The 25,051-nt window shown below is 49.2% G+C and carries 22 protein-coding genes; 8 read left to right on the top strand and 14 right to left on the bottom strand.

What is annotated here, in order from left to right; all coding sequences use genetic code 11:
• Positions 1–42 precede the first annotated feature (42 nt).
• The 3 genes from ACWHYD_RS16105 to ACWHYD_RS16115 all read left to right on the top strand — a co-directional run bounded on the left by ACWHYD_RS16105 (position 43) and on the right by ACWHYD_RS16115 (position 2,080).
• Positions 43–648 (top strand): c-type cytochrome, encoded by a 606-nt coding sequence (locus ACWHYD_RS16105; protein ID WP_447963043.1) that lies wholly within the window; start codon positions 43–45, stop codon positions 646–648.
• Between the two features lie 25 nt (positions 649–673).
• Complete coding sequence (locus ACWHYD_RS16110; protein WP_447963044.1) at positions 674–997, top strand: hypothetical protein; 324 nt, start codon at positions 674–676, stop codon at positions 995–997.
• 474 nt (positions 998–1,471) lie between these two features.
• The gene (locus tag ACWHYD_RS16115) at positions 1,472–2,080 is read left to right on the top strand and encodes a Slp family lipoprotein (protein ID WP_447963045.1); all 609 of its coding nucleotides are present in this window, start codon (positions 1,472–1,474) and stop codon (positions 2,078–2,080) included.
• A gap of 219 nt (positions 2,081–2,299) precedes the next feature.
• Here the strand turns inward: ACWHYD_RS16115 and ACWHYD_RS16120 are convergent, their stop codons facing one another.
• The 4 genes from ACWHYD_RS16120 to ACWHYD_RS16135 form a co-directional block, all read right to left on the bottom strand.
• Positions 2,300–3,166: a hypothetical protein gene (locus ACWHYD_RS16120; RefSeq protein ID WP_447963046.1), complete on the bottom strand. Its 867-nt coding sequence runs from the start codon at positions 3,164–3,166 to the stop codon at positions 2,300–2,302.
• A 451-nt stretch (positions 3,167–3,617) separates the two neighbouring features.
• Entirely contained in the window at positions 3,618–4,103 is a 486-nt protein-coding gene (locus ACWHYD_RS16125; protein ID WP_447963047.1) for a response regulator, read from the bottom strand.
• Positions 4,104–4,231: 128 nt separating this feature from the next.
• A complete protein-coding gene (locus ACWHYD_RS16130; protein ID WP_447963048.1) occupies positions 4,232–4,900 on the bottom strand; it encodes a hypothetical protein in 669 nt (222 codons plus the stop codon).
• Between the two features lie 218 nt (positions 4,901–5,118).
• The gene (locus ACWHYD_RS16135) at positions 5,119–5,913 is read right to left on the bottom strand and encodes a S16 family serine protease (protein ID WP_447963049.1); all 795 of its coding nucleotides are present in this window, start codon (positions 5,911–5,913) and stop codon (positions 5,119–5,121) included.
• A gap of 302 nt (positions 5,914–6,215) precedes the next feature.
• Here ACWHYD_RS16135 and ACWHYD_RS16140 point away from each other — a divergent pair, with 302 nt between their 5' ends.
• Both ACWHYD_RS16140 and ACWHYD_RS16145 read left to right on the top strand, forming a co-directional pair.
• Entirely contained in the window at positions 6,216–7,493 is a 1,278-nt protein-coding gene (locus tag ACWHYD_RS16140; protein WP_447963050.1) for an HD-GYP domain-containing protein, read from the top strand.
• A gap of 208 nt (positions 7,494–7,701) precedes the next feature.
• Positions 7,702–8,034 (top strand): hypothetical protein, encoded by a 333-nt coding sequence (locus tag ACWHYD_RS16145; protein ID WP_447963051.1) that lies wholly within the window; start codon positions 7,702–7,704, stop codon positions 8,032–8,034.
• A gap of 97 nt (positions 8,035–8,131) precedes the next feature.
• Here the strand turns inward: ACWHYD_RS16145 and ACWHYD_RS16150 are convergent, their stop codons facing one another.
• From ACWHYD_RS16150 to ACWHYD_RS16180, 7 genes are all read right to left on the bottom strand, one after another.
• The gene (locus ACWHYD_RS16150; protein WP_447963052.1) at positions 8,132–9,091 is read right to left on the bottom strand and encodes an NAD(P)-dependent oxidoreductase; all 960 of its coding nucleotides are present in this window, start codon (positions 9,089–9,091) and stop codon (positions 8,132–8,134) included.
• Positions 9,088–10,644: an agmatine deiminase family protein gene (locus ACWHYD_RS16155; protein WP_447963053.1), complete on the bottom strand. Its 1,557-nt coding sequence runs from the start codon at positions 10,642–10,644 to the stop codon at positions 9,088–9,090. Before ACWHYD_RS16155 ends, ACWHYD_RS16150 begins: the two co-directional genes overlap by 4 nt.
• A 451-nt stretch (positions 10,645–11,095) precedes the next feature.
• Positions 11,096–11,971, bottom strand: coding sequence for a carbon-nitrogen hydrolase (locus ACWHYD_RS16160; RefSeq protein ID WP_447963054.1), 876 nt, complete (start codon positions 11,969–11,971; stop codon positions 11,096–11,098).
• Between the two features lie 232 nt (positions 11,972–12,203).
• Positions 12,204–12,368, bottom strand: a complete 165-nt coding sequence (locus ACWHYD_RS16165) for a hypothetical protein (protein ID WP_447963055.1) — start codon at positions 12,366–12,368, stop codon at positions 12,204–12,206.
• A gap of 112 nt (positions 12,369–12,480) precedes the next feature.
• Entirely contained in the window at positions 12,481–13,266 is a 786-nt protein-coding gene (locus ACWHYD_RS16170) for a hypothetical protein (RefSeq protein WP_447963056.1), read from the bottom strand.
• Between the two features lie 83 nt (positions 13,267–13,349).
• Entirely contained in the window at positions 13,350–14,798 is a 1,449-nt protein-coding gene (locus tag ACWHYD_RS16175) for an alkaline phosphatase D family protein (RefSeq protein WP_447963057.1), read from the bottom strand.
• Between the two features lie 27 nt (positions 14,799–14,825).
• Complete coding sequence (locus ACWHYD_RS16180; protein ID WP_447963058.1) at positions 14,826–16,418, bottom strand: YhjD/YihY/BrkB family envelope integrity protein; 1,593 nt, start codon at positions 16,416–16,418, stop codon at positions 14,826–14,828.
• 45 nt (positions 16,419–16,463) lie between these two features.
• Here ACWHYD_RS16180 and ACWHYD_RS16185 point away from each other — a divergent pair, with 45 nt between their 5' ends.
• The 3 genes from ACWHYD_RS16185 (at position 16,464) to ACWHYD_RS16195 (ending at position 21,247) form a co-directional block, all read left to right on the top strand.
• Complete coding sequence (locus ACWHYD_RS16185) at positions 16,464–17,036, top strand: tetratricopeptide repeat protein (RefSeq protein ID WP_447963059.1); 573 nt, start codon at positions 16,464–16,466, stop codon at positions 17,034–17,036.
• Between the two features lie 226 nt (positions 17,037–17,262).
• Complete coding sequence (locus ACWHYD_RS16190) at positions 17,263–18,486, top strand: HD-GYP domain-containing protein (RefSeq protein ID WP_447963060.1); 1,224 nt, start codon at positions 17,263–17,265, stop codon at positions 18,484–18,486.
• Positions 18,487–18,538: 52 nt separating this feature from the next.
• Complete coding sequence (locus ACWHYD_RS16195) at positions 18,539–21,247, top strand: PAS domain S-box protein (protein WP_447963061.1); 2,709 nt, start codon at positions 18,539–18,541, stop codon at positions 21,245–21,247.
• A 644-nt stretch (positions 21,248–21,891) separates the two neighbouring features.
• Here ACWHYD_RS16195 and ACWHYD_RS16200 read toward each other — a convergent pair.
• From ACWHYD_RS16200 to ACWHYD_RS16210, 3 genes are all read right to left on the bottom strand, one after another.
• The gene (locus ACWHYD_RS16200; protein WP_447963062.1) at positions 21,892–22,998 is read right to left on the bottom strand and encodes a tetratricopeptide repeat protein; all 1,107 of its coding nucleotides are present in this window, start codon (positions 22,996–22,998) and stop codon (positions 21,892–21,894) included.
• A gap of 65 nt (positions 22,999–23,063) precedes the next feature.
• Positions 23,064–24,017 (bottom strand): type II secretion system F family protein, encoded by a 954-nt coding sequence (locus tag ACWHYD_RS16205; RefSeq protein WP_447963063.1) that lies wholly within the window; start codon positions 24,015–24,017, stop codon positions 23,064–23,066.
• Between the two features lie 9 nt (positions 24,018–24,026).
• The gene (locus tag ACWHYD_RS16210; RefSeq protein ID WP_447963064.1) at positions 24,027–25,004 is read right to left on the bottom strand and encodes a type II secretion system F family protein; all 978 of its coding nucleotides are present in this window, start codon (positions 25,002–25,004) and stop codon (positions 24,027–24,029) included.
• Between the last annotated feature and the right edge of the window lie 47 nt (positions 25,005–25,051).

Genomic DNA, 25,051 nt, shown 5'->3' on the forward strand with positions numbered 1-25,051 from the left:
AAAAATTCCCCGAACAGGTACAATAAAATCATCTAACTGATTATGTTTAAACGAATTAAAGTATTTTTCATCATTATTCTTCTCCTCTTGGTCGGGTCTACATTGGCGGCGCTCTGGTTGTTACCTGGGACGTTTTCCGCCAAATCCACTCCGCCAGAGTGGGAAGTGAAAGCGGCCAGATTTATTCGCCATCTAGCCACCCCCAGCCACTTCCTTAAGATGACGAACCCGGTCCCCCATTCTTCTGAAGCACTAGGGGAAGCTCGACATCATTTTGCCGATCACTGCGCCACCTGCCACGCCAATGATGGAAGTGGAAAAACACATATGGGTCCGAATTTCTATCCTCCTGTTCCTGACCTCAGGGACACAGCCATTCAAGCGATGGCTGATGGCGAATTGTTTTATGTCATTCATTACGGCATTCGATTTACCGGAATGCCGGCCTGGGGGAAAGGTCCGCCGGAGGAAGATCTCGACAGTTGGAAATTAGTTCACCTTATTCGACATTTCCCCGATATCACTCCTGAAGAAATCGCAGAGATGAAACAATATAACCCTCTTACCCGCGCAGAACGGGAGCAACAAGAAGCCCTTGATCAATTTTTATCAGGAGAAGATGTGGTACCCCAGGAGCACCACCATTGATTTTATCATCCAAGGAGTTGTCATCATGAAATATTTCAGTATTCTGGCCATTCTGTGCTCCATGTTTCTGACTGCTCCCGCCTGGGCACACGGCGATGCCGCTCATGTCATGGGAACCGTCACGGAATCGGGAAATGACCATGTGGTAGTCACAACCCCAAAAGGAGAAACCCTGACCCTTGCCTTTCACCCTAAAATTACGTTTCAACAAAATGGCATTCATGTAGAACATGCCCGACCGCAGGTTGGGGACCGACTCGTGGCCGAGGTTTCAAAAAAGGGAGTCCCTGAAAACCGTGACTGGGTTGCGACCGAGATCACATTTTCCACACCCAAAAAGAAGCCGTGATTGCTGAGAGCGATTCACGACCAAGAATGAGAAACAACAGTCATTCGGTTTTTTATTTAAGCCAAATCCAGTCTTCCATCTGGAAGGACCGAACCAAAAGTGCCACACCCCGCATATTCCTTATCTTCTCATGATAATTGCATTATTCGATCCTCCAGAATATTTATCGTTTTGACCTGCCTTTAACAGTCCATGATGACATCATACCCATGGCTATCCCAGAATTCCTAACGATACCTCAGAACTCCCTGGCGCCCCCCCTCCTTTACAAGCAGGACAGAACAAAGATTGAGTAAACGAGCCGGAGGGTATAGTCACCATGGAGGAACCAGCCTGAGATCACATCTGGGGGAAGTGGAGCCAGTCGTGGCTAAAAAAAACCTTTCGGGTCGACCGGATCATCTGAGGTATCTGTTGAATTTGCATCTCTTGATCATGGAGGAATATCCTGTAATAAGATGATGAAGGAGCAAAATGACTTACTACAGGACCATTAGACTCTCACGTGTTATTTTTCGCTATAAACTAGTTTTCCTTTTTTCGCTCGCAGCCATTTGTGCCGGATGCTCTACCTCCTACAAAAACTCTCTTCCTCCTGACCTGGCAGAACACATTGAGCCAGGATTAATGTTCCCGCGCATTAAAAATGACCCGGACAGCTTCAAGGGAAAACTGGTTATACTGGGAGGGCAAATCCTGGCGGCAAAACGCTTAGAAGACAGAACTCAACTCACGATCCTTCAATTGCCCCTCATGAATGAGGAGGAGCCAACAACTGAACTCACTCAATCCGAAGGACGGTTTATTGCGGAACAGCAGAAATTTTTAGATCCTGCCACAGTCCCTCCCGGAAGCCGGATCACCTTGGCAGGAGAATTATCCGGCTCTGTCCAACGGAGTCTCGATGAAGACATATATACCTATCCCACTCTCCTCATAAAACATTTCAAAATCTGGCCAGCGTATTCTTCTGAATACCACCGGTATGGACCTTATCCTTCACCATTTTTTTACCCCTATGCATACCCGTACTGGGGTGGATATGGCCGGTTTTATCCGTATTACCCATTTGGATATTGGTAATGCGCTCTCTCCTAAACACAAACTCACCCTCGCTACTAATTTCCCGGAGAGGCCGGATTCTTCAAGCACACCATTAACTCCTAAAGCTTAGGACAACCTAAGGAATCCGGGGAGCCATACCAACGCGATTCAATATCTATAAATAAAAAAAGGAGGAGGCATGGCCTCCTCCCCAAAAAAAATGGGTATTTCAAATAAACTGAAAATTTGACGAGAGATTTATAACTTTGTGTCCGGGTATTGTACTGGGGATATGGATTCGGTCGGCATCTTTTCAACTGGCAGAGCTTCCATTGGCGGAGCATCCAATGAATGCTCATCCCTGACAGAGCTTTCCCCAATGGAGACGTCTTCCACAATAGGATTTCCCTCAATTATCCTGGCTTCCATAGGAGCGGGAGCGATAATTGCCACGCTATCGAAATCAGCCATCAACCCTATCGTATCCTCTCCACCGTCTAATATGAGAGTAATATTTGTAGTCTCGTTCCGCCATTCCGCCACCATCTTCAAATGGCCACGAAGCAGGGCTTGTCCCCAAAGACTTTGATCATATTGGTACAACGAATCTAACCAGATTTCTTGAAACGACGTCGGCATACCATAGGACTGGGTTATCCAATCTTTCACCGTATGAAAATCTTGCACATAGTCCACAGCATCATCATGTTTCGGTTCAAAGAGATAATTCGCCTGAGCAAGTTGATCTTCATAAAATGTGTAGGTTAACGACGCATCAATTTCTTCGATTTGACGACGATACCCTACACGTTGCTCATAAGGCTCCAATACCGGAGATTGGAGTTCCCAAACCGGCTGAACCGGTTCATTGAGTTTTACCTCTTGAGCATTCATTCCCCACTCCGTACTTCGCCGTTCAAAAATCTGGGGTTGAGCAGGAACGACCGTTTTTTGAATCACGGATGGTTGCGGTTGGTGGTGAGTTGGCCCTGCCAGTAAATGACCATCGGAATCCCGGTGACGGGTCAATGTCAAATATTCAGATGCCTCAAAGGCCAAACTTGTCGTCAACAGTGTTGTTCCCAACATGACAACTGCGCCCGTCAAGCTAAAAAGTGTTTTCATAGCATTTCCCATTGTCCTCAAGGTTTTCAATCGCAATGAATAATCGAGGATCCCTGGATAGATGAATACCCAGGTGGTATCTCCCGTTATCACTACTCGTCAGTCAATATAGAATAGTGTCGGTTATTGAGGAGAGAACTTAAGGGGGAGAGAAAGCAGAAAACACTTATCCCGGCATAGCGTACATTCATGCCCTCTACTTTGGCTCAGAAGTAGTGAAAACCGGGCACACGGGAAAGAAGAGTGCGAACAACCAAAAGAGGAGAAAGCGGTCTTATGAAGTGCCCTTAATGCGTGTCTTTCCGATCAAGATTCTTCACGTACCAGGCCATGACTAGAGGAACGGAAAGACCAATCTAATACGTGAACGCCCACACGGATGGAAGAGAGAAGAAAGAAAAGACACCAAAGTTGGTCTGGGATAATGGCGAATACGGCACAACAACGACTTTCAACACCAGGCGACATTGGAAGAGCAATCCCCCCCACGTCCCGTCAATGGCTGCTTTAGGACTTCCGCCCAGTGCTTTCTCAAATTGACGAGCATCTGGATATACCCGGTATAGGAATTGGGTTTTTCCATGTATCCATTCACCCCCATACCGGCGGTGGAACAGATATCCTTTGGAGCAATTGACGTGGTCAACACCACAATGGGAATACATGCCAGAGATGGATTCTTCTTGATTTCAGTGAGAACTTCCCCTCCGGTCATGTGAGGCATATTTAAATCCAGGAGAATTACACTGGGGCGTGGCGCACATTCTCGCCCGGAAAAGAGGCCACGGCGGTATAAGTAATCCAGCAATTCGGTGCCATTATTCACACAACGAAATTCTTGTCCAACCGTGATTTCGTCCCATGCCTCTCTCACAATTTCGCAGTCATCGGGATTATCATCAACAAGCAGAACCGTGTGGATTGGCAGAGTCATCATGATTATTCCTTGAATTGACTAAACGAGAGATTTTGTATTGGAAAATGCCGATTCCCAACAACCAATAACCACTGACCTCTATCGGCAATTTTCAAAAAACCTTTCCTCCATAACCAACAATCCCACTTTTATGGTTTTGCTGATCCCGTCGAAACACCCACCGCCGTCAAGGAAGGAACATTGGGATGAGAGGAGAACAACTGTCGAAAGGAAGGAGTCTCCGGAAAATCCTTTGGCCATTGCTGGGATTGTCGGAAGTGCAACCACTGCAGGAGCGCATCCCAGCCGGTCACACGAATAACATCGGCATGGGGAATTCCACGATTCCAGGGTTGATCCATGACAAAAACTTGTCTGTCGAGAGCACGATAGGCCTGAATATGATGAGGATGATCGTCAATCGCGGCTGTTATCGATTCGGGAATGTCGGTTTTCTCTTCGGTGTGATACAGCGCATCAAAAGGAAGACCATGCTCCTCTAACCAACGAAGAGTTTGAGGTCGAGAATACGGACGCCGGGCCGTCACGATGATAATCCGATAACGACGATGGATGAGTGTCAGGGCCAGTTTTGCCCCAGGAAACAGCGGTAACCGTGGGATAGACTCCTGGTGAAACCTGGAGAAAATTTCCTCAAGAAGCTCAGGCGCTAATTGACTTGCATCTAATCCACCAGCACTCCCATACAGACCCACAGGCCATAACCTCCCGGTCAATTCCTGAAACAACCGCTGCACTTCCGGCTCCGCGCAGCCTAAGACATTATCAATATCAACCGCGAAACATGGTCGGATCATCGAAGATTACTCCATAAATGTTTGCTTGAGCACGTCATCCTACGAAAGAAAACTCCAACACAACAGATGCGCCCTCGTCGGATGGATACCATAGAAACATTTGAACCATACAAGCAAGCTGGCCGGAAACACCCTTGGTATACCATACAGTTCGAACATCACACCCCTCACCCACAGGGATTACCATACATGAGACCGGATGTTCAGCAAAAGAGAGGTTATTGAGATAGCGTTGCAGCAAAAGGCTGCTCGTTGAGATGGCTTCGAAGGGGGCGATGGGTTAACGCGAGATATGCATGTTTGATGGACCCCACCGGTGACACTTCCATCAGGAACGGAGTCTCCCAATCATCATCCGCCACGTCCGGTTCCTCCGGAATGAGCACTCGCCGATACCGTTGTTCATGCGCAGCTAATATCTTTAAGGGAACTCCTCCCACAGTTCCCACATGTCCATCCATGGTGACGGTCCCCGTTAGAACCGTCTTCTCATCTACGGGATCGTTTTTGGCAAGGGCCACGACATTCAACGCCGCCATGGCCGATAAACTTTCCCCATAGAGTGTGACCCCGGGATAGGGGAGCATAAACCTGACCGTCCAGGAATCAGGATTAAGTCCCGCCGCCTGAACAACCAAAATGAGGGCGTCTTTGACCGATTGTTGGGCATAGGGTGAAAACTTCCCAGGCCTGTTAAGAAATTGCAGATCCAACCCTTTGTGATCTCGTCGCTGAATAAACTCCAATTGAACTTCCGCGACAATACCCACCTGTTCAGATTGTGCATTCGTCGTGGTCCCAAGGATGGGAATCGCCCTTCGAACAGGCTTAATCGGAAAATCGGTTACTGAGGCCGCATAGCTGGAGGAAGAAAAACCCAATAACAGGAATATGGAGAGAAGGACGCCTCCGAGGAATAACCAAACTGTCGAGGACACATCCTGTGGAGAAGCAGGGCCAACAGTCAAGGAGTCTGCCCACTCGCTCTGAAATGATGTTCGACATCCACCCATCGCCATCCCCCGTGAAAGCTGTCTTCACCTTTTCGGCCTGGCAAGGAGCACACTTAAGCTTTACGAGGGCAGACACCATCTCTTTCGGTCTCTGATCGTCCCTAGGTCTTATCAATTCATAGATGTTTCCTTCTCCGAACAACAAGGACATTCTTGATATGGGTAGCGCGTCAATCTCATCACATGTCCGCCAATGACGGAGAAGATTAAGAACGCTCGAAAGAACACCGAAGAAGACATCGGGCATTCCCCACAATTGGGGAAATGAGGTTTCCATTCTAGAACGCCCCATCGGTAAACCTATGGCCATCAAACGAATTCCAACAACATCGGTTCAAGTGGGAATGTACCTCTGTGGAATCGATCGCTCATGGTTGAATACTCCCTTCCTCGTGCACCGGTTTCTCATTAAAGATTCAAGTGATATTGCAAAATTACAACAGGCCGGAATTCAAGAAATCACTATTGATACTAATCGTGGACATGATGTGGCATCAGATTCTGAACCGTCACAGACTCAAGAGGATGAGGTCTCATCTAAACAGGGTCCTCCAATACGTGATTCCTCCCTCCCCCCGAAAATTGATCGTCTTCAGCTGCTCTCACCCTCTATTCAGGGAAAATCACTATCCGGTGAACTCACCACGATGAAGCTGGTGCGGAAGTATATGCTTGAGGGCGTGCAGGATATCCTCCTCACACTACAAAAAACCGGAGGGCTCGCAATAGAACAGGTTCATCAAATCACTGAATCCGTTATGGCTGAAACCCTCGGACATGAAGAAGCCTGCATTGCCATGATTCGGACAAGAGCCTTTTCTCCGGCCTTGTACGATCATTCACTCGCGGTCAGTACATTATGCGTGTTACTGGGACGAGCTGTGGGATTGGACAACACAGTATTACAACACCTGGCAAGCGCGGGCCTCCTCCATGACGCGGGGCTCTTGAACCTCCCTCAAGTCCTTCATCGGCCGCTCAACCAGTTATCTGATTCAGAATTAGGCCTGTACCAGAAACATCCCAAACGGGGAGTTGAAATGTTGTCCCAACAGACTTGTCTGTCTGACGAGGTCGATACATTAATCCGCGAACATCATATCGAACTGGATGGCTCAGGATTTCCTGCGAATATTGATCCAACAAAAATCCACACACCCACCAGAATCCTTCGAATAGTCGACGAGTATGATGAATTATTGACTGGTCACCACACAGGGAATCCTCTTCCGGTCAGAATCGCACTCCAAACGTTGTATCAACAAGGCAGGAAAGGGCTGTTAGATGGCGAGTTAGTGGCGACCTTCATTAATCTTATCGGAATTTATCCCACCTATGCCCTGGTGGAATTAAGTACCGGCGAAAGGGGAATCGTCACAGCGAATTCAAGAGATAATCTGCTTCAACCTACAATCCTCCTTATCCAGGACGAAATTCATCGCCCCTTGCCTGAACCGATCCCGTTCAATTTCTCCGTTCTCTCCTCTCATGAACCACGGCCAGAAATTGTGCGGGTCCTCGCTCCGGAAGAAGTCGGCATTGACCTTGACTCTGCTCTGAAAAATTGGATGACGTTGTAGCCATCTCTCCTCTCGGTCAGACCGCGAAGACTTTCTCGCTCCACTCGGGATTGATCCGTTTCCGAACGCCGAACCGAAAATCACAGCAATTTTAAGAAAAAAGTACCACTGAGTCCGCCCGCAAGGTTTAAAAAAGGAATGCCGATACAGGCCCAGGCATTTCCCAACCAACCCGCACCGCACCAGAGGCGGAACGGAGGGCTCAAGAATGGAAAAGATCCGACAGCAACCGCCCACAAGAACATGGCGACTTCTCTGTCTCATAGGCCTGACCCTCTCGGTCGCATTCATCCTGAATGAAGGACAGGCCAGGACATTGCCCATGCCTCACTCCACTCAATCCATCAACGGGCAAAGTACTCACCCCACACACATGGCATCAAAGATCCATCCTTTAGAAAAAGATCATGCTTCCCAATCGACAAAACCCACCACCCACCATGATAGAGGAACCCGGGAAAGGGATAACGAGGAAAAACCACAAAAGAAAAAATTCGGGTTAGCGATTTTATTTCTCGGAACCTTGACAGAAAAGAGCTAATTCCCTTTTTGTTAAAGATAGAACACTCTCCAAAAATTGGAGCAAGGCAGATTCTCACAGAGGCAAAAAATTGGGGAAATTCAGGTCCGAATTTGAATTACTCAGACAAAGAGCGAGGGGAGGAATCTGCGGTGATAAAGGTCGGCGACAAATCTTCTAGCGCCAACAACAGAGCATGGGTACCGGAACGCCCGTGACCATTGGCTTGAATCGCGACATAAAGCTTTCGAACAAGTGACAGTCCTGTCAGAAGTAAGCCCATTCGTTTGGCTTCATCTAACGCCATACCCATATCTTTAATGAAATGCTCCACAAAAAATCCGGCCGAAAAATCCCGTTTCAATATCCGTGGCGCCAGATGGTCAAGTGTCCAACATCCCGCGGCTCCACTGGATATGGAGCGTAACAAGGTCTCACCATCCAACCCGGCTTTGTGGGCATAGAGTAACGCTTCACACACACCGATCATCGTGCCGGCAATCGTTATTTGATTACAGAGCTTGGCATGCTGTCCACATCCGGCCTGGCCTTGATACACCAGAGTTCTTCCAAATACGGATAAAATGGGTTTGACCGCTTCAAATACCCTGGAATCTCCACCCACCATAATGGACAACGTACCATCTCTGGCCCCAACGTCACCGCCAGAAACCGGCGCATCAAGAGCCGACGAAGATTTCGAACCGGCCTGCCTGGCTAATTCACCCGCCAGCGTCGGCTCAGAAGTGGTGAAATCCACAAAGATCTGACCCGGGCGGGCCTGTGACAACAAGCCATCTGGTTGGAGATATATCCGACGAACGTCCTGAGGAAAGCCCACCATCGTACACACCACATCGGCCTCCGCGACTAAGGCTGCCGGAGACTCTGTCCACCGGGCCCCTTGGTCCAACAATATCTGAGCTTTTGAAGGAGTGCGGGTATGTACCGTCAAGGTATACCCCGCACGAAGGAGATGTTCGCACATTGGTGCGCCCATGACTCCAGTGCCAATCCATCCAATTCGAACAGGCGAGGGAAGAATAATAGGATCGTCCGCAGGGGAAGAGGTATTCATGAACGCTCCTTGAGAATCGACAATTGATCAGAGGCTGGCTGTTGTTGCGTCAAACAATGAATGGTCCCAAACCCCCAGACCAAATCCACCGCATGAATACCGACCACGGTTCGATCAGGAAACAGGTCAGCCACAATCCCTAACGCCACCCGATCCTGCGGATCATTAAAGGTGGGCACTAACACGACAGCATTGCCGATATAAAAATTGGCATAACTGGCAGGCAAGCGTCGTCCTTCAAAGTAAAGCGGCTCAGGCATCGGCAAGGGCACCACCAGCAACTTTCTCCCGTCTTCCACCCGCATCCCCTCTAATCGCTCGGCATTTTCAGCCAATGGACGATAGTTCTCATCGGTTGGATTGGATTCCTGACACAGCACCACCGTATAAGGATCCACAAATCGGCACACATCATCCACATGCCCATGCGTATCGTCACCGGCAATGCCCTGTCCCAACCAGAGAACCTGAGAAATGCCTAAATGGGTACCAAACATTTCCTCATAATCCTGTCGGGAATACCCAGGATTACGTACCTGTACCCGCTCATCCAACAAACATTCTTCCGTGGTCAACAACGTCCCTTGGCCGTTCACATCGATGGCGCCACCCTCCAGAACAACTCCTTTCCGATTTCGCTCAACCGGAACCACGGGAATCTTCAATTTCGGGCCTAACCGAACGGGGATGCGATCATCCAATTGCCAATCCGGATACTTGGCCCATGCCGTAAAACGAAACCGGGTAATCGCCACCTGTTCGTCAGGCTGATCCCGTTTCACAAATATGGGGCCGAAATCCCGCGCCCATCCCCGGTTGGTCGGAATACGAAAAAACTGGATACGGGTCATATCGACGCCAACTTTGTCCAACACCCGCCTGGCTTTTAATTCATGGTCTTTGTCATTCACGAGAATTCGAACATCTTCTCCCAAAGAAAGCCTCCGAACCATTTCCCCATACACCCAGGAGATGGCTCCCATTTTTCCCGGCCAATCTTTTGTATTATGCGGCCATCCTAGCCAAGTCGCCTCGTGTCGCTCCCACTCTGCGGGCATTCGAAACCCTAATGCAGATCTCCTCCCCGTATGCGGGACTTTTGCCTGATTAGAGAAAGTGTGAGTATGGGAATCCTCTGGTTCCATCTTCCTGTCAGGGCTCGGCTCCGAAAAAATGACAGAGGTAGGGGGAGAAGGAAGGTTCTCAAAATTTCCCATGACTCTCACTATCTCCTCCACCATATTCTCAGGCTTAGCCAGAACATCATCATTCAAAAATCGCAGGACACGAAACCCTAAAGCCGTTAAATACTTGGTGGACTCCTCATCAGCGGTTTCTTGTTCTTGTGGTTCTCCATCATCCAGCTCAATGATCAGCATCCTTTCCAAACAACAAAAATCAACGATACTCCTACCGATTGGATGTTGCCGCCGGAATTTCCATCCCTTGATCCGACCATCTCGAATTTCTTCCCAGAGCCGCTGTTCAGCATCGCTTTGATTCCCACGTAAATGAGCCGCAAAGGATCGCCACCTCGGTGAAATTCGCTTCAACTCTCCCCTTCACTCTTCAGTTCCTCTTCGGAACCACATCACAATGGGGCAACCGAATCATCTAGCCTTATGAATAGGCGAAGCACAGCATACATGTATGGGGCTGTTGAAAAAAACCGCCAGCGGCGTTCTCGCCATGTTTCCGTGCTCACGTACTGGAAGTACGCTCTGCGCGTAAAAATGACTGCGGCCTTGCTGGACGAAATTTTTGGAACCGCCCCGAGGCCTCTGACATGCAACGTACCTGTGGGCTAATTTGCCCTAGGAAACTATTATTATTCAGCACTCCCATGTATAGATTTTGATGTAAAAATTTATGTTGTATCGGAAAATTTGTGGAGAAACAATGTGTTCCCTCTCCCAACAAGGGGCCTTATTTTTTCAACAAAAAGCGCGAGGGAAAGGGAGGACAGATCAGATCTTACCGAGGACCAGTCAAATAGGCCCTATGCTATTCATCCAATAATCTCTTTGTGATCCCCCCATACGCATCAATGCGGCGATCGCGAAGGAATGGCCAGTTACGTCTGACTTCCTCAATGCGTTTCAGATCGATATCCACCACCAGGGTTTCTTCTTTCTCAACTGACGCTTGAGCCAGCACCACACCAAACGGATCACACACAAACGAACTGCCCCAAAACTCCAACCCATCGCCCCCTGCCGGAGCCTCATGACAGACCCGATTCACCGCCACCACAAACACGCCGTTCGCAATGGCATGACTGCGTTGGATCGTCATCCAGGCATCGCGTTGAGCTTGACCTTCTTCTGATTTTTCTTTGGGATGCCAACCGATGGCCGTGGGGTAAAATAAGATCTCCGCTCCCTGTAGGGCCGTCATTCTCGCCGCTTCGGGGTACCATTGATCCCAACAGATCAACGTCCCGACCCTTGCGTGCGTGGTGTTGATCGCCTGAAACCCACGATCCCCTGGGGTGAAATAAAACTTTTCGTAATAGGCCGGGTCATCGGGTATGTGCATCTTCCGATACAGGCCAGCTATCTCTCCCCGCTCGTCCAACACGGCAATGGAATTGTGGTACACCCCTGCCGTCCGCCGCTCAAACACCGATACTAAAATGGTCACGCGATGGGATTTGGCAATCTTGGCAAAGGCTTCTGTGGAAGGCCCAGGAACGGATTCTGCCAAATCAAAAAGATCGGCATCCTCTTTCTGGCAAAAGTATTGGGAGCGAAACAACTCAGGCAGACAGATAATCTGCGCCCCGCCCTTGGCAGCTTCTTCAGCTTTAGCCACTGCCCGTTCAAGGTTCTCAGCAGAATTGGCCGAACAGGCCATTTGAATCAATCCGATTTTCATCATATTTTTTACCCGTATTTTATGTCCCACTCCTTTGTTAGGAGGTTTAATTCCGAAGAGGAATAAAAGGGGAGGTAGAAATACTCCCGAGTTACAGTCCACACTTGTACAGCGCCCTATCACGGTTCATAAGGCATCTGGCGATTCTACCCCACCTTGATCCTCCCCTTAAAAGGGCAAGAAAGAAAACGAAGCCTAGTGGATTGCGATGCACAGGACAAGCAAAAAAAAATCTTCAATCAATACCCTCTAATCGTAAAACATGCACCCGCCCGGAGGATTCTCCAATCACAATCGTTCGGCCGTCGGGAGAAACGGCACAACACACAATAGGACTTTCTCCGGTAAAAGTGGCGACCTCGCTTCGAGATACCAGAAAACACGTTGTCATTCCCAACATCGTTCATCGGAACTCCATCCTCATTCTTTTTAGATGGATACCCCCTTACTACTATTGGGATGACCGAATACCTGCCATGGCCAACACTGTTACGTCCCCATGCAAGTTGCACCTATTCGTCGCAACCGGCCATGGCACACCCGCGATCTCGAGCGACAAACACCCCGGCCACTTTGCGGTCTTGCTCCTTGAAGGCCTTGTGCCACCAGCAGGCCGCATTCCAGAGATGCTCCGGGGCGCTATTACGTTCCGAGGTACCCGGCGTCACGCCCAAGCTGAGTCCTTCAAAGATGAATTCAATATAGGAGGACGCGGCGATCGGCGTGCCTTCCCGCAGCGGATTGCGTTTGGCCCCCTGGGACCAGAGATAGCTTTGCCATACTCCCAACATCTCCCAAAAATTGTAACGTACACGATCCTGATTCCAGTTCATCGCCCGCTTCTTAAGTTTCTTGGCATCCTCATCTGACATGCTTACCGCCACCAACCCCACATTGGCATCAACATCCTTATCCTCATACAGGCCTAAGGTGCCTTCGTTGATGCCATTACATTCCGGCCTTGGGAAGATCCCATTCCGTGGATGCAGCGGGATTTCCAGGATCGGCAGGGATCTCAGCGAGGTCCGAGAGGTCACCGGTTCCGCCACCACAAAGACATGTGACCAGAAACTCGGGCGGAGATCCCAACGCACCGTAGACTGCGCAGTTCGAAGAGTATGACCGGGAACATCCCGGCTGCCAATCAACCCTACAGTCATCAATCCACGATTGCCAATATCCTGTTTCTGCAAGTACGCAAACGCATCATTAAAAAATTGCAGATTAGTGCGTTTTTCATATTTGCTGGTCCAGTCTTTAATGTCCGGATTTCTGGTCGAAGTTTGAGAATGGCGCATGATGAGTTCCTTTCTAGAGGAGGCTTAGAAAACGCACACAGGACATAGGCTGGCACCCATGGCAGATCTAGCCGAATAATCCATTACCGGAGCAACAACTCCTTCTTCCAGAGGCGCTTCAAGGGACCACCAAGACCTTGAGGTGGGGCGGTTTCATCCCAATCAATTTCAATAACTTTGGAAGGCAGACTCCATAATTCTAACTCGAATCGTACTCGTGGCGACTTTCCGGTCTGACTTCCGGGAACCATACGCACGAGACCCACATTATTCTGAATGGTCATGATATCAATGTTCGAATGGGGATCGATCCGCCACACCGACTCCTTTCCTTCCGCATTAGGAAGAATCCGGATCTTTTCTGGCGGGGCTTCGGGTCTGGAATTTCCTGGATTGATCATGGCTGCCGGCGAGGCAATGAATTCCGGCACCCCATAGGGGGCATCAGGAAATGGCCCATGGGCTTCAGCATAACGTCCCGTATGAATATCCCCAGACAGAATCAAGATATCGTGTGGTTGATGCTGGGAATTCTGACCGGCTAAGGACCGTTCGATTACCCTCCAGAGGCGGGCGTAATCCTGCTTGAAATTCGACAAGGAATGGTCACGGAAATCCCCGTCTTTTTGAAAAAGCGGTTGGCCCAGCGCCAATACTCCGGGTCCCGTTAATCCCTGTTGCCAGGCTTCCAGTGCCACCCATTGCTCCTTTGACATAAAATGACTGGTCCCTTTGTCGTTGCACTTTTCGCGCTCTGAACGGGTGTCGGTAATAAAAAACGAGACCGGATCGATCTCAAACCGGTACCAGCGAGCCTCGTCAGGATTCAAACATCGTTGATACTGGTAGTAGAGGTCCTCAGCCCCTCCCCCATAGGTTTTGCGATTCTTCGACGCCCAGGTCTGCGGGAGTTGGATTTGTTTTTCAGGATAATCGTTCCAATATTCGTGGTCATCACAGGTAAAAAAGTTCGGGCAGACTTGTAGGGCTTCCCGGTAGGCCTCATCTCCCCAATATTGAGCGTATCGCTTCGCATAGAGTTCAATTCCCTCATCGCCTAAATCCCACGCATTCGGCCAGTCGCCATACACCTGATCACCCAGCAATAATTTAAAGTGCGGATGAGCCAACTGTCCCAACTCCTGAAGGCCGGACCGGTAATACCCCTCACGATCATTGTTATGCCAAAAGCAGGAGGCAAACAGAAAGGTTACCGGCTGAGCAGCGAGATGGTACGGCATTGTCCACCATTGAAAGACCCGGTTTTGTTGATTTGCAGACAGGATGACCCAATAGAGTGCGCCTTCCGGCGGACCCGAAGTGCTGAGCGTGAGAACCATCACACCCATTCGCCTCTTCAATCCTGGAAGTTGGGGGAGTAGCGTCCATGTATGCTGGGAGGGGACCGTCGCATTCTTCTGCCGCACCTCGACTTGCGGTGGAGAAAAACTCCCCTCACCTTTTTGCGAACACCAAATCCGCCAACCTTGGCCCTCCTTCAACGGCGCTCCTGGGACAATCCACATATTCATCTACTTCCCCTTTTCAGCATACGCTGATTACCGTGCCGGCCCTTTTCCAACAACAGAAGGATCAGTCTGTCTGGTTTCTTGGAGATAGTCTGGAGAAACAGAATGCCCACACTCCGACTCAGGGTGAAAAGCTCCACCAGAACCTTGGGTCTCGGGATGGTCGGTTCTGACCTCTTCTTCAACGATTTCAGATTGACGTCGCAATAAATCCCGCAATGTCATGCCTTCTAAGGCGGCCTCCACCGCCGCATCCCGGTGCATGAGCACCCGACTAATATTATCGGATCCCACTGAAAAAGCTTGGGATCCGCTATGGGGTTGATGCTGCACCACTCGTAACACCTCGACAACCTGAATGTTTTCCGGTGCCTGCGCCAACACCAATCCTTTGGGATCATCCCCTTTCACCACCATCTGCCCTTTCACCAGATCATCGATGAGCGACTCCACCAAGGTCAGAGGCACACCTTGCGCGCGGGCTAACTGCTCTGCCCTAAGAGGCGGCTTCCCCAATAAAAACCGGCGAGTAATATGCGTTAGCAATGACAGCGTGAGATATTCTCGAAAAAGTGGGGTCTGTTTCTTTCGACTTAAGTGCAGCAAATACGCGGATGGATGTTGGTGATAATAGGCGACTTGGGCTCCCGCCAATACAATGAGCCATCCGACATAGAGCCAAATGAGAAAGAGGATAAGCACAGCAAACCCGGAATAGATGGCGCTATATCGTCCTGTCCCTACGACAAATGATGCAAACGCCAATCCGGCCACTTGCCAGAGCAGACTGGCTGTCACTCCTCCAACAAGGGCTGAGTTTAATTTGACGTTTGTATAGGGCAAAAATTTGTAAATAAATGTAAACACGAGGCACATAAACAAGAAGGGCAGCAGATTAGTGAGCACAACCATCAGATGGCCCAGCGGCTGGACTGCCAGAATTTTTTGAACAAGCCAATGACTTTGAGCCGAAGCCGTGAGTCCAAAGGCCGTAAAGACCAACACCGGGCCCACAAGTACGACACTTAAATAATCGGTGACCCTTCTGGCTAACGGGCGACCTGTTTCAACCCTCCAAATGGAATTCAGAGCCTCTTCAATTTTTTCGATCAGCGAATACGTCGTATAGAACAGTCCCGCAATGCCCACAGCTCCCAAGACCCCGACTTTCATATTATCGACAAACTGGATGATATTCGTGGTAATCTCAACTCCTTTGGGCCCAAGCGGATCCAACGCTTGCGCCAGAATCGGTTGGATTTTTTGATGAATGCCAAAGGCTTTGAGGACGGAAAAGGTGACTGCTAAAAACGGAACCAGGGAGAGGAGAGTGGTGTAGACCAAACTGGTGGCTCGAATACTCAGGGCACTTTGCTGAAATTCGGCGACCGCCACCAATGCCAGACGCAAAAACTTAACGCCGAACTGTCGAAAACCGGTTAGCGCATTGACATCCTCCTTCCACACGTCATCCTGGCAATATCGCAATACTTGGTTGATCATCTTCATATCCGTCACAGGCCTTGCACCTGGATACCCTACAAAGAGTGACAGAAAATGTCCAGAAAACCACAGGATTTTCCCATCATGGCTCTCAACTTTTAACACGCGTTGGTTCTTCACTTACTTGGCTCCCCAGTCAGGCGTGAAGACTCCTCTCCGACATTTATGAAACACCCCGCACACCGAACATTATTTTTATGGTGGCTGCTTGCAGGCCTCATTTCTTTGCTTACCGGATGCCCGACATCTTCCGAATGGGATCGGCAATGGGAGCAGGTCCATGCGAATATCACCCGTGGACAATTTCAAGAAGCCAAAGACCTGCTTCATGGTCTGTTACCATCCGTTCGCGAACATGGGCCGACCGATGAACGATATGCGCTGGTAATTTTTCAGTTGGGAGAGGTCGCCCGGCTAGAAGGAGAAGAGAGTCTGGCCGAAGCCTATTATTGGGAAGCCTTACCCTTGCTGGCTCAATCGTTGGGTGCTGAACACCTTCGGATGGCCGATCCTTTAGCCGCACTCGCCTCGTTGTATCAGCAGAAAAACCAATTAGAGATGGCCCGCCCACTTCTTAAACGAGCCCTGGCCCTTCGTGAAAAGTCCTGGGGACTTTCGGACCCGCAATTACTCTCAACCCTGCAAAACTACCATGCCCTCCTATTGGCGGGAGATCACCAGAAGGAAGCGACGGAAATTGCCGGCCGCATTAATCGAATTCTCAAACGCTCCTCCTAATCCTTCCCATGTTTTACTCCAAAATTGCTCCTCGTTTCGATCTTGCGTCAACCACTTCAGTCCAGCCTTTAGCGGGCTGGCTCGGCCCTGACATCTTCTTGCCCTTTTTCGGGAATATGGTTACCATTGACACAATTCTATCCAGCCCCCGGCTGGTTGATACCCATCTTTATATCTCAGATCTCATCTGGTGCGTTTTTTATCCCCCTTTGTCCAACCTTGCACCATGATTAAACGTATTTCTATTCAGGACCTGAGGCCTGGGATGTATATCACCGGCATGGACCGATCATGGTTTAAAACCCCGTTTCTCCGCCACAAATGGACGATCAAACGAGAGGATGAAATTGCCTTATTGCGCAATTACGGAATTAAGGAGGTCCAGATCGACACCGAAAAAGGATGCGATATTGCCAAGACGAGTGGCGGTCAGCACACCTCAGAGGATCAGGACCTTTCTCCCACAACCCCGTTAACATCCCCTGGGGTTGGCTCAGGACCCAATCCGGAAGATATTGAAGCCGCGCGTCTCCTTCGCGCAGAAGCGATCTCCACCATGGAGGTATTTTTCCATCAGATGGAAGCACCCACTCCCCAGCACGTCCAAGAAGTCCGAGGTGTGGTCAGCATCCTACTTGATGGGATTTTAGACCATCAGGCCGCCATGGTGTCGCTGATTCAAATGCGTCGCTTCGATCCCAACCTGGCCTCACATGGGGTAGATACGGGCATGTTAGCCATGGCAATCGGACACGAACACGGCTGCGATCCGACGCAATTAAAACTCGTTGGACTAGCCGCCCTTCTCCACGACGTCGGACAACTTCGCCTCCCATTGAATATGATCCGAAAGGTGGAGCGCTTCACACCGCAAGAGCAGAAACTGATGCACGCGCATTGCGAAATAGGCGTGGCTATTCTTAAACAATTCCCGGATATCCCTGACGAGTCGAAACGGATGGTCTTGGAACACCATGAACGGCTTGACGGATCAGGCTACCCCAAAGGATTACGAGGGCTTCAGATTTCGGAACTCACCCAAATACTGAGCATTGCCGACACGTATGACGCGCAAATTAGTGGACGATGCAGCTGTCCACCTGTGCCGCCCGCCCGGGCCTTATCCGAACTCTATCAGGCTGCTGTCGAAGGGCAATACCATCTGTATCTTGTACAACAATTAATCCAACTCTTAGGTGTATATCCAATTGGTTCCCTGGTTCGCCTGAATACCGGCGAACAGGCCGTAGTCGTGTGGGTTTCTAGTCATAGCCGAATGACCCCTACTATTAAATTACTTAAGGACTCCCTGGACCAACCCTATCCCGAGCAGGCAATCATTGATCTGGCGGCACAAAGCCCAACAACACCTTTTCGATCAATTGAAAAAGCCCTGGACCCTTCTCGGGAAGGATGGGATATGTCAAAAATTCTTGAAGCCTTATGGTAAGACTCGGTATCGTCCACACAATGTCATCAATATGACAGGAAGGAATCGCTGAGTGGATCGGCAACATTTTTTTCAAGAACTCAATCAAATGGACATTTCAGGACTAGAGAAGGCATTACGTTCATCCCAAGCCTTTGTTCATACCCTGATGGACTCCATCCACATTGGCATCTGCCACGTGAATACACAAGGACAGATTCTTTCCCTAAATCTGGAAGGCGCCAGGATTCTTCATCGAACCGAAACCTCATGCCTGGGACAATCTTTCCATGCATATGCGGAATGTCTCTATATTGATCTTGGCACACAAGAAGAACATTGCCCGATCACCAGAGCGATCACCACGGGAAAATCCATATGGACGCCTCAATTATTGATTCGACGGCCAAGTGGGGAAACCCGATGGGTGGAATTCCAATCCACGCCACTGACAGATCCGCGACACTCTGGTGCGCTGATTATTTTTCGTGATCTCAGCCTGGAACTCCAGCAACACGAAAGACATCACCACCTTGCGTCGATGCCAGAAGAAAGCCCAAATCCCATCGTGGAAGTGGACGCTCAAGGACACCTGGCCTATGCCAACCCAGCGATGATCCGCCTCCTCGACACCTATGGATTTCGGGAAGACGGCGTGCCAATGGTGCTTCCAAGCACCCTGACACAGCTCACGCTAGAATGCCTCAAAACGATAACCCCCATCAGAGGTCTCACGGTCATTGTCGAGGGCCACCACTTTGATTGGACCTTCTCCCCTCTCCAGGAAAAAGGTCTCGTGCGGGGATATGGCCTGGATATTACGCATCATGTGCGGGTCAGCCAGACCATGACCGAACTCCATTCTCAATTTTCCTCTCTGGTGGACTCCGCCCATGAAGGAATCATCTCCGCCGATTTACACGGAACCATTGTCTCTTGGAATCCTGCAGCTCAGTCAATGTTCGGATATCAGCCTGACGAGGTCCTGGGGCATTCGATTGTGACCTTACTGGAAGAAGGATATCGAGACATGTACAGGAAAGGACTGGGAGATATCAGTTATGGTCGACCTTCAACCTTTCCCCTTCAGCAGCCATTGGAGCTCACCGGCCTACGGAAAAGCGGCGAATCTTTTCCCTTGGAAATTTCTTCCACGAGTTGGAAAGTCGGCATGGACACACATCACGGCTTTATCCTTCGAGATATTTCCGACCGGAAACGCCTCGAGCAGGCCCTCATTGCTGAAAAGGATCATCTGGTCACCACGCTTCAATCGGTTGCGGAAGGCATCATCACGACTGATCGAGAAGGACGGATTTCTTTCTTAAACCCGTTGGCCGAGCAGATCACCGAATGGACAACCCATGAGGCCTTGCACCGGCCATTCCAAGAAATATTCCGTCTGACCGGTGATAGCAAAAAAAACGATGCTGAGCCGTCTTTACAGTTTTCTTCCAGAACACTTGTCCTTTCTGAGCTGGATGCCCCTCAGCAATTACTGACCAAATGTGGCCGGCAACGGAAGATTACCGTTAGAGAAGGACCGATCCGCGATCATAGTGGTCACCTCGTGGGCACCGTGATTGTCTTCCGGGATATCACCGACCAATCCCGTCAACTGGAAGAACAACAACGAATCAGCAAACTCAATTCCTTGGGGGTCTTGGCGGGAGGGCTGGCTCACGATTTCAATAATATCCTCACGACGATATTGGGCAACGTGTTTGTGGCCAAATTGCGAATGGTCTCGAGCGACCCTTTGACTCAAAATCTTGAGCAAGCCGAGCAAGCCTGCTTGCGCGCCAAAGAATTGACCCAACAACTTCTGACCTTTGCCAAGGGCGGAGCGCCGATAAAGACATCCATCGCGTTAGGAGAATTACTTCGAAAAAGCACGATTTTTGCCCTATCAGGGTCATCAATCAGTTGTCATTTCGACATCCCCGATGACCTTTGGCCTCTTGATGCTGATCCCGGTCAAATCCGGCAGGTCTTTCAAAACATTACTCTCAATGCAAGACAGGCCATGCCTCACGCTGGTCACTTGAGCCTCAAAGTAGAAAACGTGAGACTGAATGATTCCTCGGCCCTTCCTTCACCGGCACTCATCCCTGGAAACTATGTGCGAATTTCTTTTGAGGACCAGGGGAACGGGATTGAGGCACGCCAACTGGCAAACATTTTTGATCCGTATTACACCACCAAACCAGGCGCTTCCGGGTTGGGATTAGCCACCGCCCATAGCATTATCCAGCAACATCATGGACACATCAGCGTGACATCAAAAGTCGGAGTCGGCACTATTTTCACCCTGTTTCTACCATCCGCACATGTCACGCCAGAAGTTGAGACAGAGAACATTCCAGCCATTCCCCGAAATTATAGAGGACGGGTCCTGGTTATGGATGACGAACACAGCATTCGCCGTATGGTTGAGGATGCGCTAACGCAGTTCGGCTATGATGTGGTCAGCGCACCAGATGGGCAAACGGCCATCAACCTTGTTTCCAAAGGACTGGCGGATGGAAAAAAATTTGAAGTGGTCATCCTCGATCTCACCATTCCAGGCGCCATGGGAGGGGTGAAAGCCATTCAGCATCTTAGAAAATTAGACCCTCGCATTAAAGCTATTGTCACCAGCGGATATTCAGACGATCCCATTATGTGCGATTTTCAAGAACATGGATTCCAAGGGATTTTGGTCAAACCTTATAAAATATTCGACCTGGCAAAAACTCTTGAATGCATGTTTTCTCAAAACAAGGGTGAGACGACCCACTGACGTGCTCGAGATCCTCATCGTAATAGCTGGGGTCTCTGACTCGAGTATTACCTCTGAAAGACAGATTACTCGACCCTCGTATTAAGAAAAAACCGTCACACAGAATGAACAAAGAGCAGGGAATATTTAATTTCAAAGTCCAGCGTATTCGGCTTAGCCGATAGATTTCCTGTTGTTCTCTACCGCAGTCTCACCGAGAGTCATTTTAAAGGAAAAGATGATATTGGATGCATGATAGGATAATTGAGAAGCAGGGAACAACCATCGTCCGTATCGAAAACAATTTAGGAAACGGACAAATTCAAAAAAGGAACAGACTAGGAAAACATACGGCTTACCCGACCGCCTCACCCACAAGCTCGCACAACGCGAGAATTGCCAATCATTGAAATTCATATATTGGGTGAGCTTGACGAAGGGAAGGTCCACGAGAGGACGGTTCCTTCCCCACGGTGGCAATTCTACATGAAGGTAAGTCAACGAAAAATCAGGTAAGGATTTTTCTAAATGATTGTCAGAAGACGTCCATTTCTTCCACAACCAATAAACTCCCGATCATCCCTGTCGGGAATGACTCAAGCGGACCAATCAAATCTGGGCAGAAGGCATTGACACAACGCGTCCATCCAGGGGATTTAAATGGCTCAGGACACACACACGGGGTCCCGTCGCAGTAATGTTTGCTGCTGAACCATGGGGAATTTCGACAGCATTCGATTGCTGAGCAACAGATTCTCTTTGGCCTTTTCATAAAAGGTCGGTTGGGTTTCAATGGCTTTCTCAAAACAACGGGAAGCTCGCGCAAACTTCCCAATCTCCAAAAATGCCACACCCAAGTTATTATAGGCCTTGGCTGGATCCATTCCTCGGGCATAGGCGTCGTAGGCTAGATCGAAATGCCCAAGTTTGGTGAGAGCTAATCCTAAATTATTCGAAATTTTATCATTGGATCCACCAACCTGAATCGCTTGTTGAAAGGTCCTGACCGCCTCTTCATATTGGTTATCGAGGTAATACGCCATACCCAAATTGTTCAAGATCGATGGATCATCTGCCCTTTTTTGCAAGGTAACTTCATACAGGTGGATCGCCTCTTTATGATCATGACGCCGATCGGCCACAATGCCAAGGTAATTTTGAGAGGTCCACATTTCACCGTCATACAATAGCGCCGCCTGGAACTCCTGCTCCGCCTCCTGGTCCTTCTCCATCTTCAGCAAGGCTCGCCCCATCCCCTCGTAAGCTGGTGCGAAATTCAAATCATAATCCAAAATTTGGTGAAATTGGTTATAGGCTTCCTGAGGAGATCCTTTTTCCAAATAGATCACCGCCAGCTTGTATCGCGCAGGAATCTGTTCAGGGGAAGCCTCTAACACTTTTTCATATTGAATTTTTGCCGTCCTGAAATCGCCTTGCTGCAAATGGGCATCTCCCAGTTTTTCATACTCCTCGCCCTTCATGACTTGAGTGAGATCCACAGGCGCTTGGGATTCCGAATCGATTCCCGCCTTCTGCCGTTCCATGATTTGCTGGTAATGTTCATCCTGTAGGGTGAACATGGACTGTTCTTTTTGGGCACACCCAACGACACCCAAGCTGAACAATACGAACAAAGTTACGAGGAGGCTCGCCTTCATCATTGTGTACCTCATCTGAAAGGTTTCTTTTATCGCCAGTAACGCAATCGACCAAACAGTCAAATTGGCTGTTGGAATTTCTTGTTCTGTTATTTTGTGGAATGAAACTCCCATGTTATGTCTTCCTCTACACTTTTGAAATGTTTAACGATTCTATTGTTCGTGGATCTCTTTCGAGTTCACCCTCCCATAGCCGGCATTAAATTTCGCATAAGGCTAATAGCACCAGGACCAATGATCACCACCATTAATGCTGGAAAAATAAACAATATAAGAGGAATCATCAGTTTTACTGGAAGCTGTGCCCCTCGCTCTTCAGCTTTCAGTCTTCGTTTTAACCGCATGGAATCCGAGTGGACTCGAAGCGCCTGGCCAATACTCGTACCAAATCGATCCGTCTGAATCAGCAGGGCTACCAAACTGCGAATATCGTCGAGGTTTGTCCGATTGACCAAATTCCGAAGTCCCTGTTCCCGACTTAAACCGGCACGTAGCTCCAAGTTTAACAAGATAAATTCATCACCAAGATCGGGATGACCTTGCTTGACTTCCTGCCCCACCCGTGAAATGGCTTGGTCCAGCCCTAACCCCGCTTCTACGCATACCACCATTAAATCAAGCGCATCAGGAAACCCGTTCACTAAACGTTCTTTACGTTTAGTGATGGCACTGCTCAACCATAGTTGGGGACCATAAAATCCCACCATCATGACACCAATCAGCACAATGGGGAAAAACATGGGATCCTTTCCCTGCATCACTTCTGAACCAAAAACGAGAAAGGTCAGACCTAGCAGAATTGCCAGAAAAATCCGGGTTCCCAAAAACACTACAATCGCCCGCGGATTTCGATATCCTGCCGTTGCCAATGCGGCACGCAAACGAGTGGTGACAGCTTGATCCTTGGGCTTATTGACCTGGCCTAATCGCTCAAGCAGCTTCATGCCTTGATCTTTAAAACTCGTTTTCTTTTCAGTTTTTTGCGAGGAACTCTGCGAGAGCGACTGGCCTTTCGCCCGTATACTCCAGTCCTTGACCTTTTCCTGGGACTGCACATAACTCCACATACCCCAGCCGACAACGAGAACCCCAAAAAACACCAAAAGACTGATCAAGAATAATGGATCCATCATGCCATCCCTCTAGACTTTAATATCACACATATTTTTCATCACAAAGGCTCCCACGACCATCAACAAACCTGAACCTAGAGCCATCATTTGACCCATCTCATCCTCAATCAAAATACGCATGTAGGCTTCATTCAAGAACCACAACAGAATGCTCATCACAATCGGCATGCAGAATAAAATAATCCCCGACATCCGGCCTTCAGCCGAAAGCGCTTTGACTCGACCAAGTAATTCAAATCGTTGCCGGATGAGTCGAGAAATCGCCTCAATGATTTCCGCTAAATTTCCACCAGTCTCTCGTTGAACGACTAAGGCCGTGACAAAGAACTTTAAATCCGTACTGATCACCCGCCCATTTAAATTGTTCATCGCTTGAGGGACATCGATTCCAAACGAAATTTCCTCCACGGTTCGACTAAACTCAGGACCAATCGGATCTGGAAATTCATCCCCGATCATCTTCATACCCACAGAAAAGGCATGCCCCGCCCGAAGGGCACGAGCCATTAAATCCAAAGCTTCGGGTAATTGCCGTTCAAATTCCTTAAAACGACGTTTCCGCTTCCGTTTCATCTGAAGCAATGGAAGCATCATCCCCACAAGACTGAGCCCCATGGCAGCAAACATCCCATAGTCTTGAAAAGTGGCAACCAGTAACCCTACTCCTCCCAGCACTCCGGATAAGAGGAAAAATACCCCAACCGGCATTTGACTATTGGCCTGTTGAAGTAATTTTTCCAGTCCCCCCAACGTCGTCATAGACCCCAACAAGCTTTGAATCCACGGAATGTCGCTCATCTTGCGATTTCGAAGAATTCCAGGCGCATCTATTGCTTTCTGAAGATCTCCCGGTTTTCCCGATCCCCCACGCAAGCGCCGCTTAAAATTCCGGTTCTGGGGATTCACATATTGGTGGTAACAGTAATAGGCTCCCTCCACAAACAGAATAATGGACAGAAATATTCCAATACTAATGGCCACGGTCATGATACGTCCTCCCAACAAGATGACGAATCAACAAGACGAACCATCAC

Source organism: Nitrospira sp. Ecomares 2.1 (genome assembly GCF_965152585.1).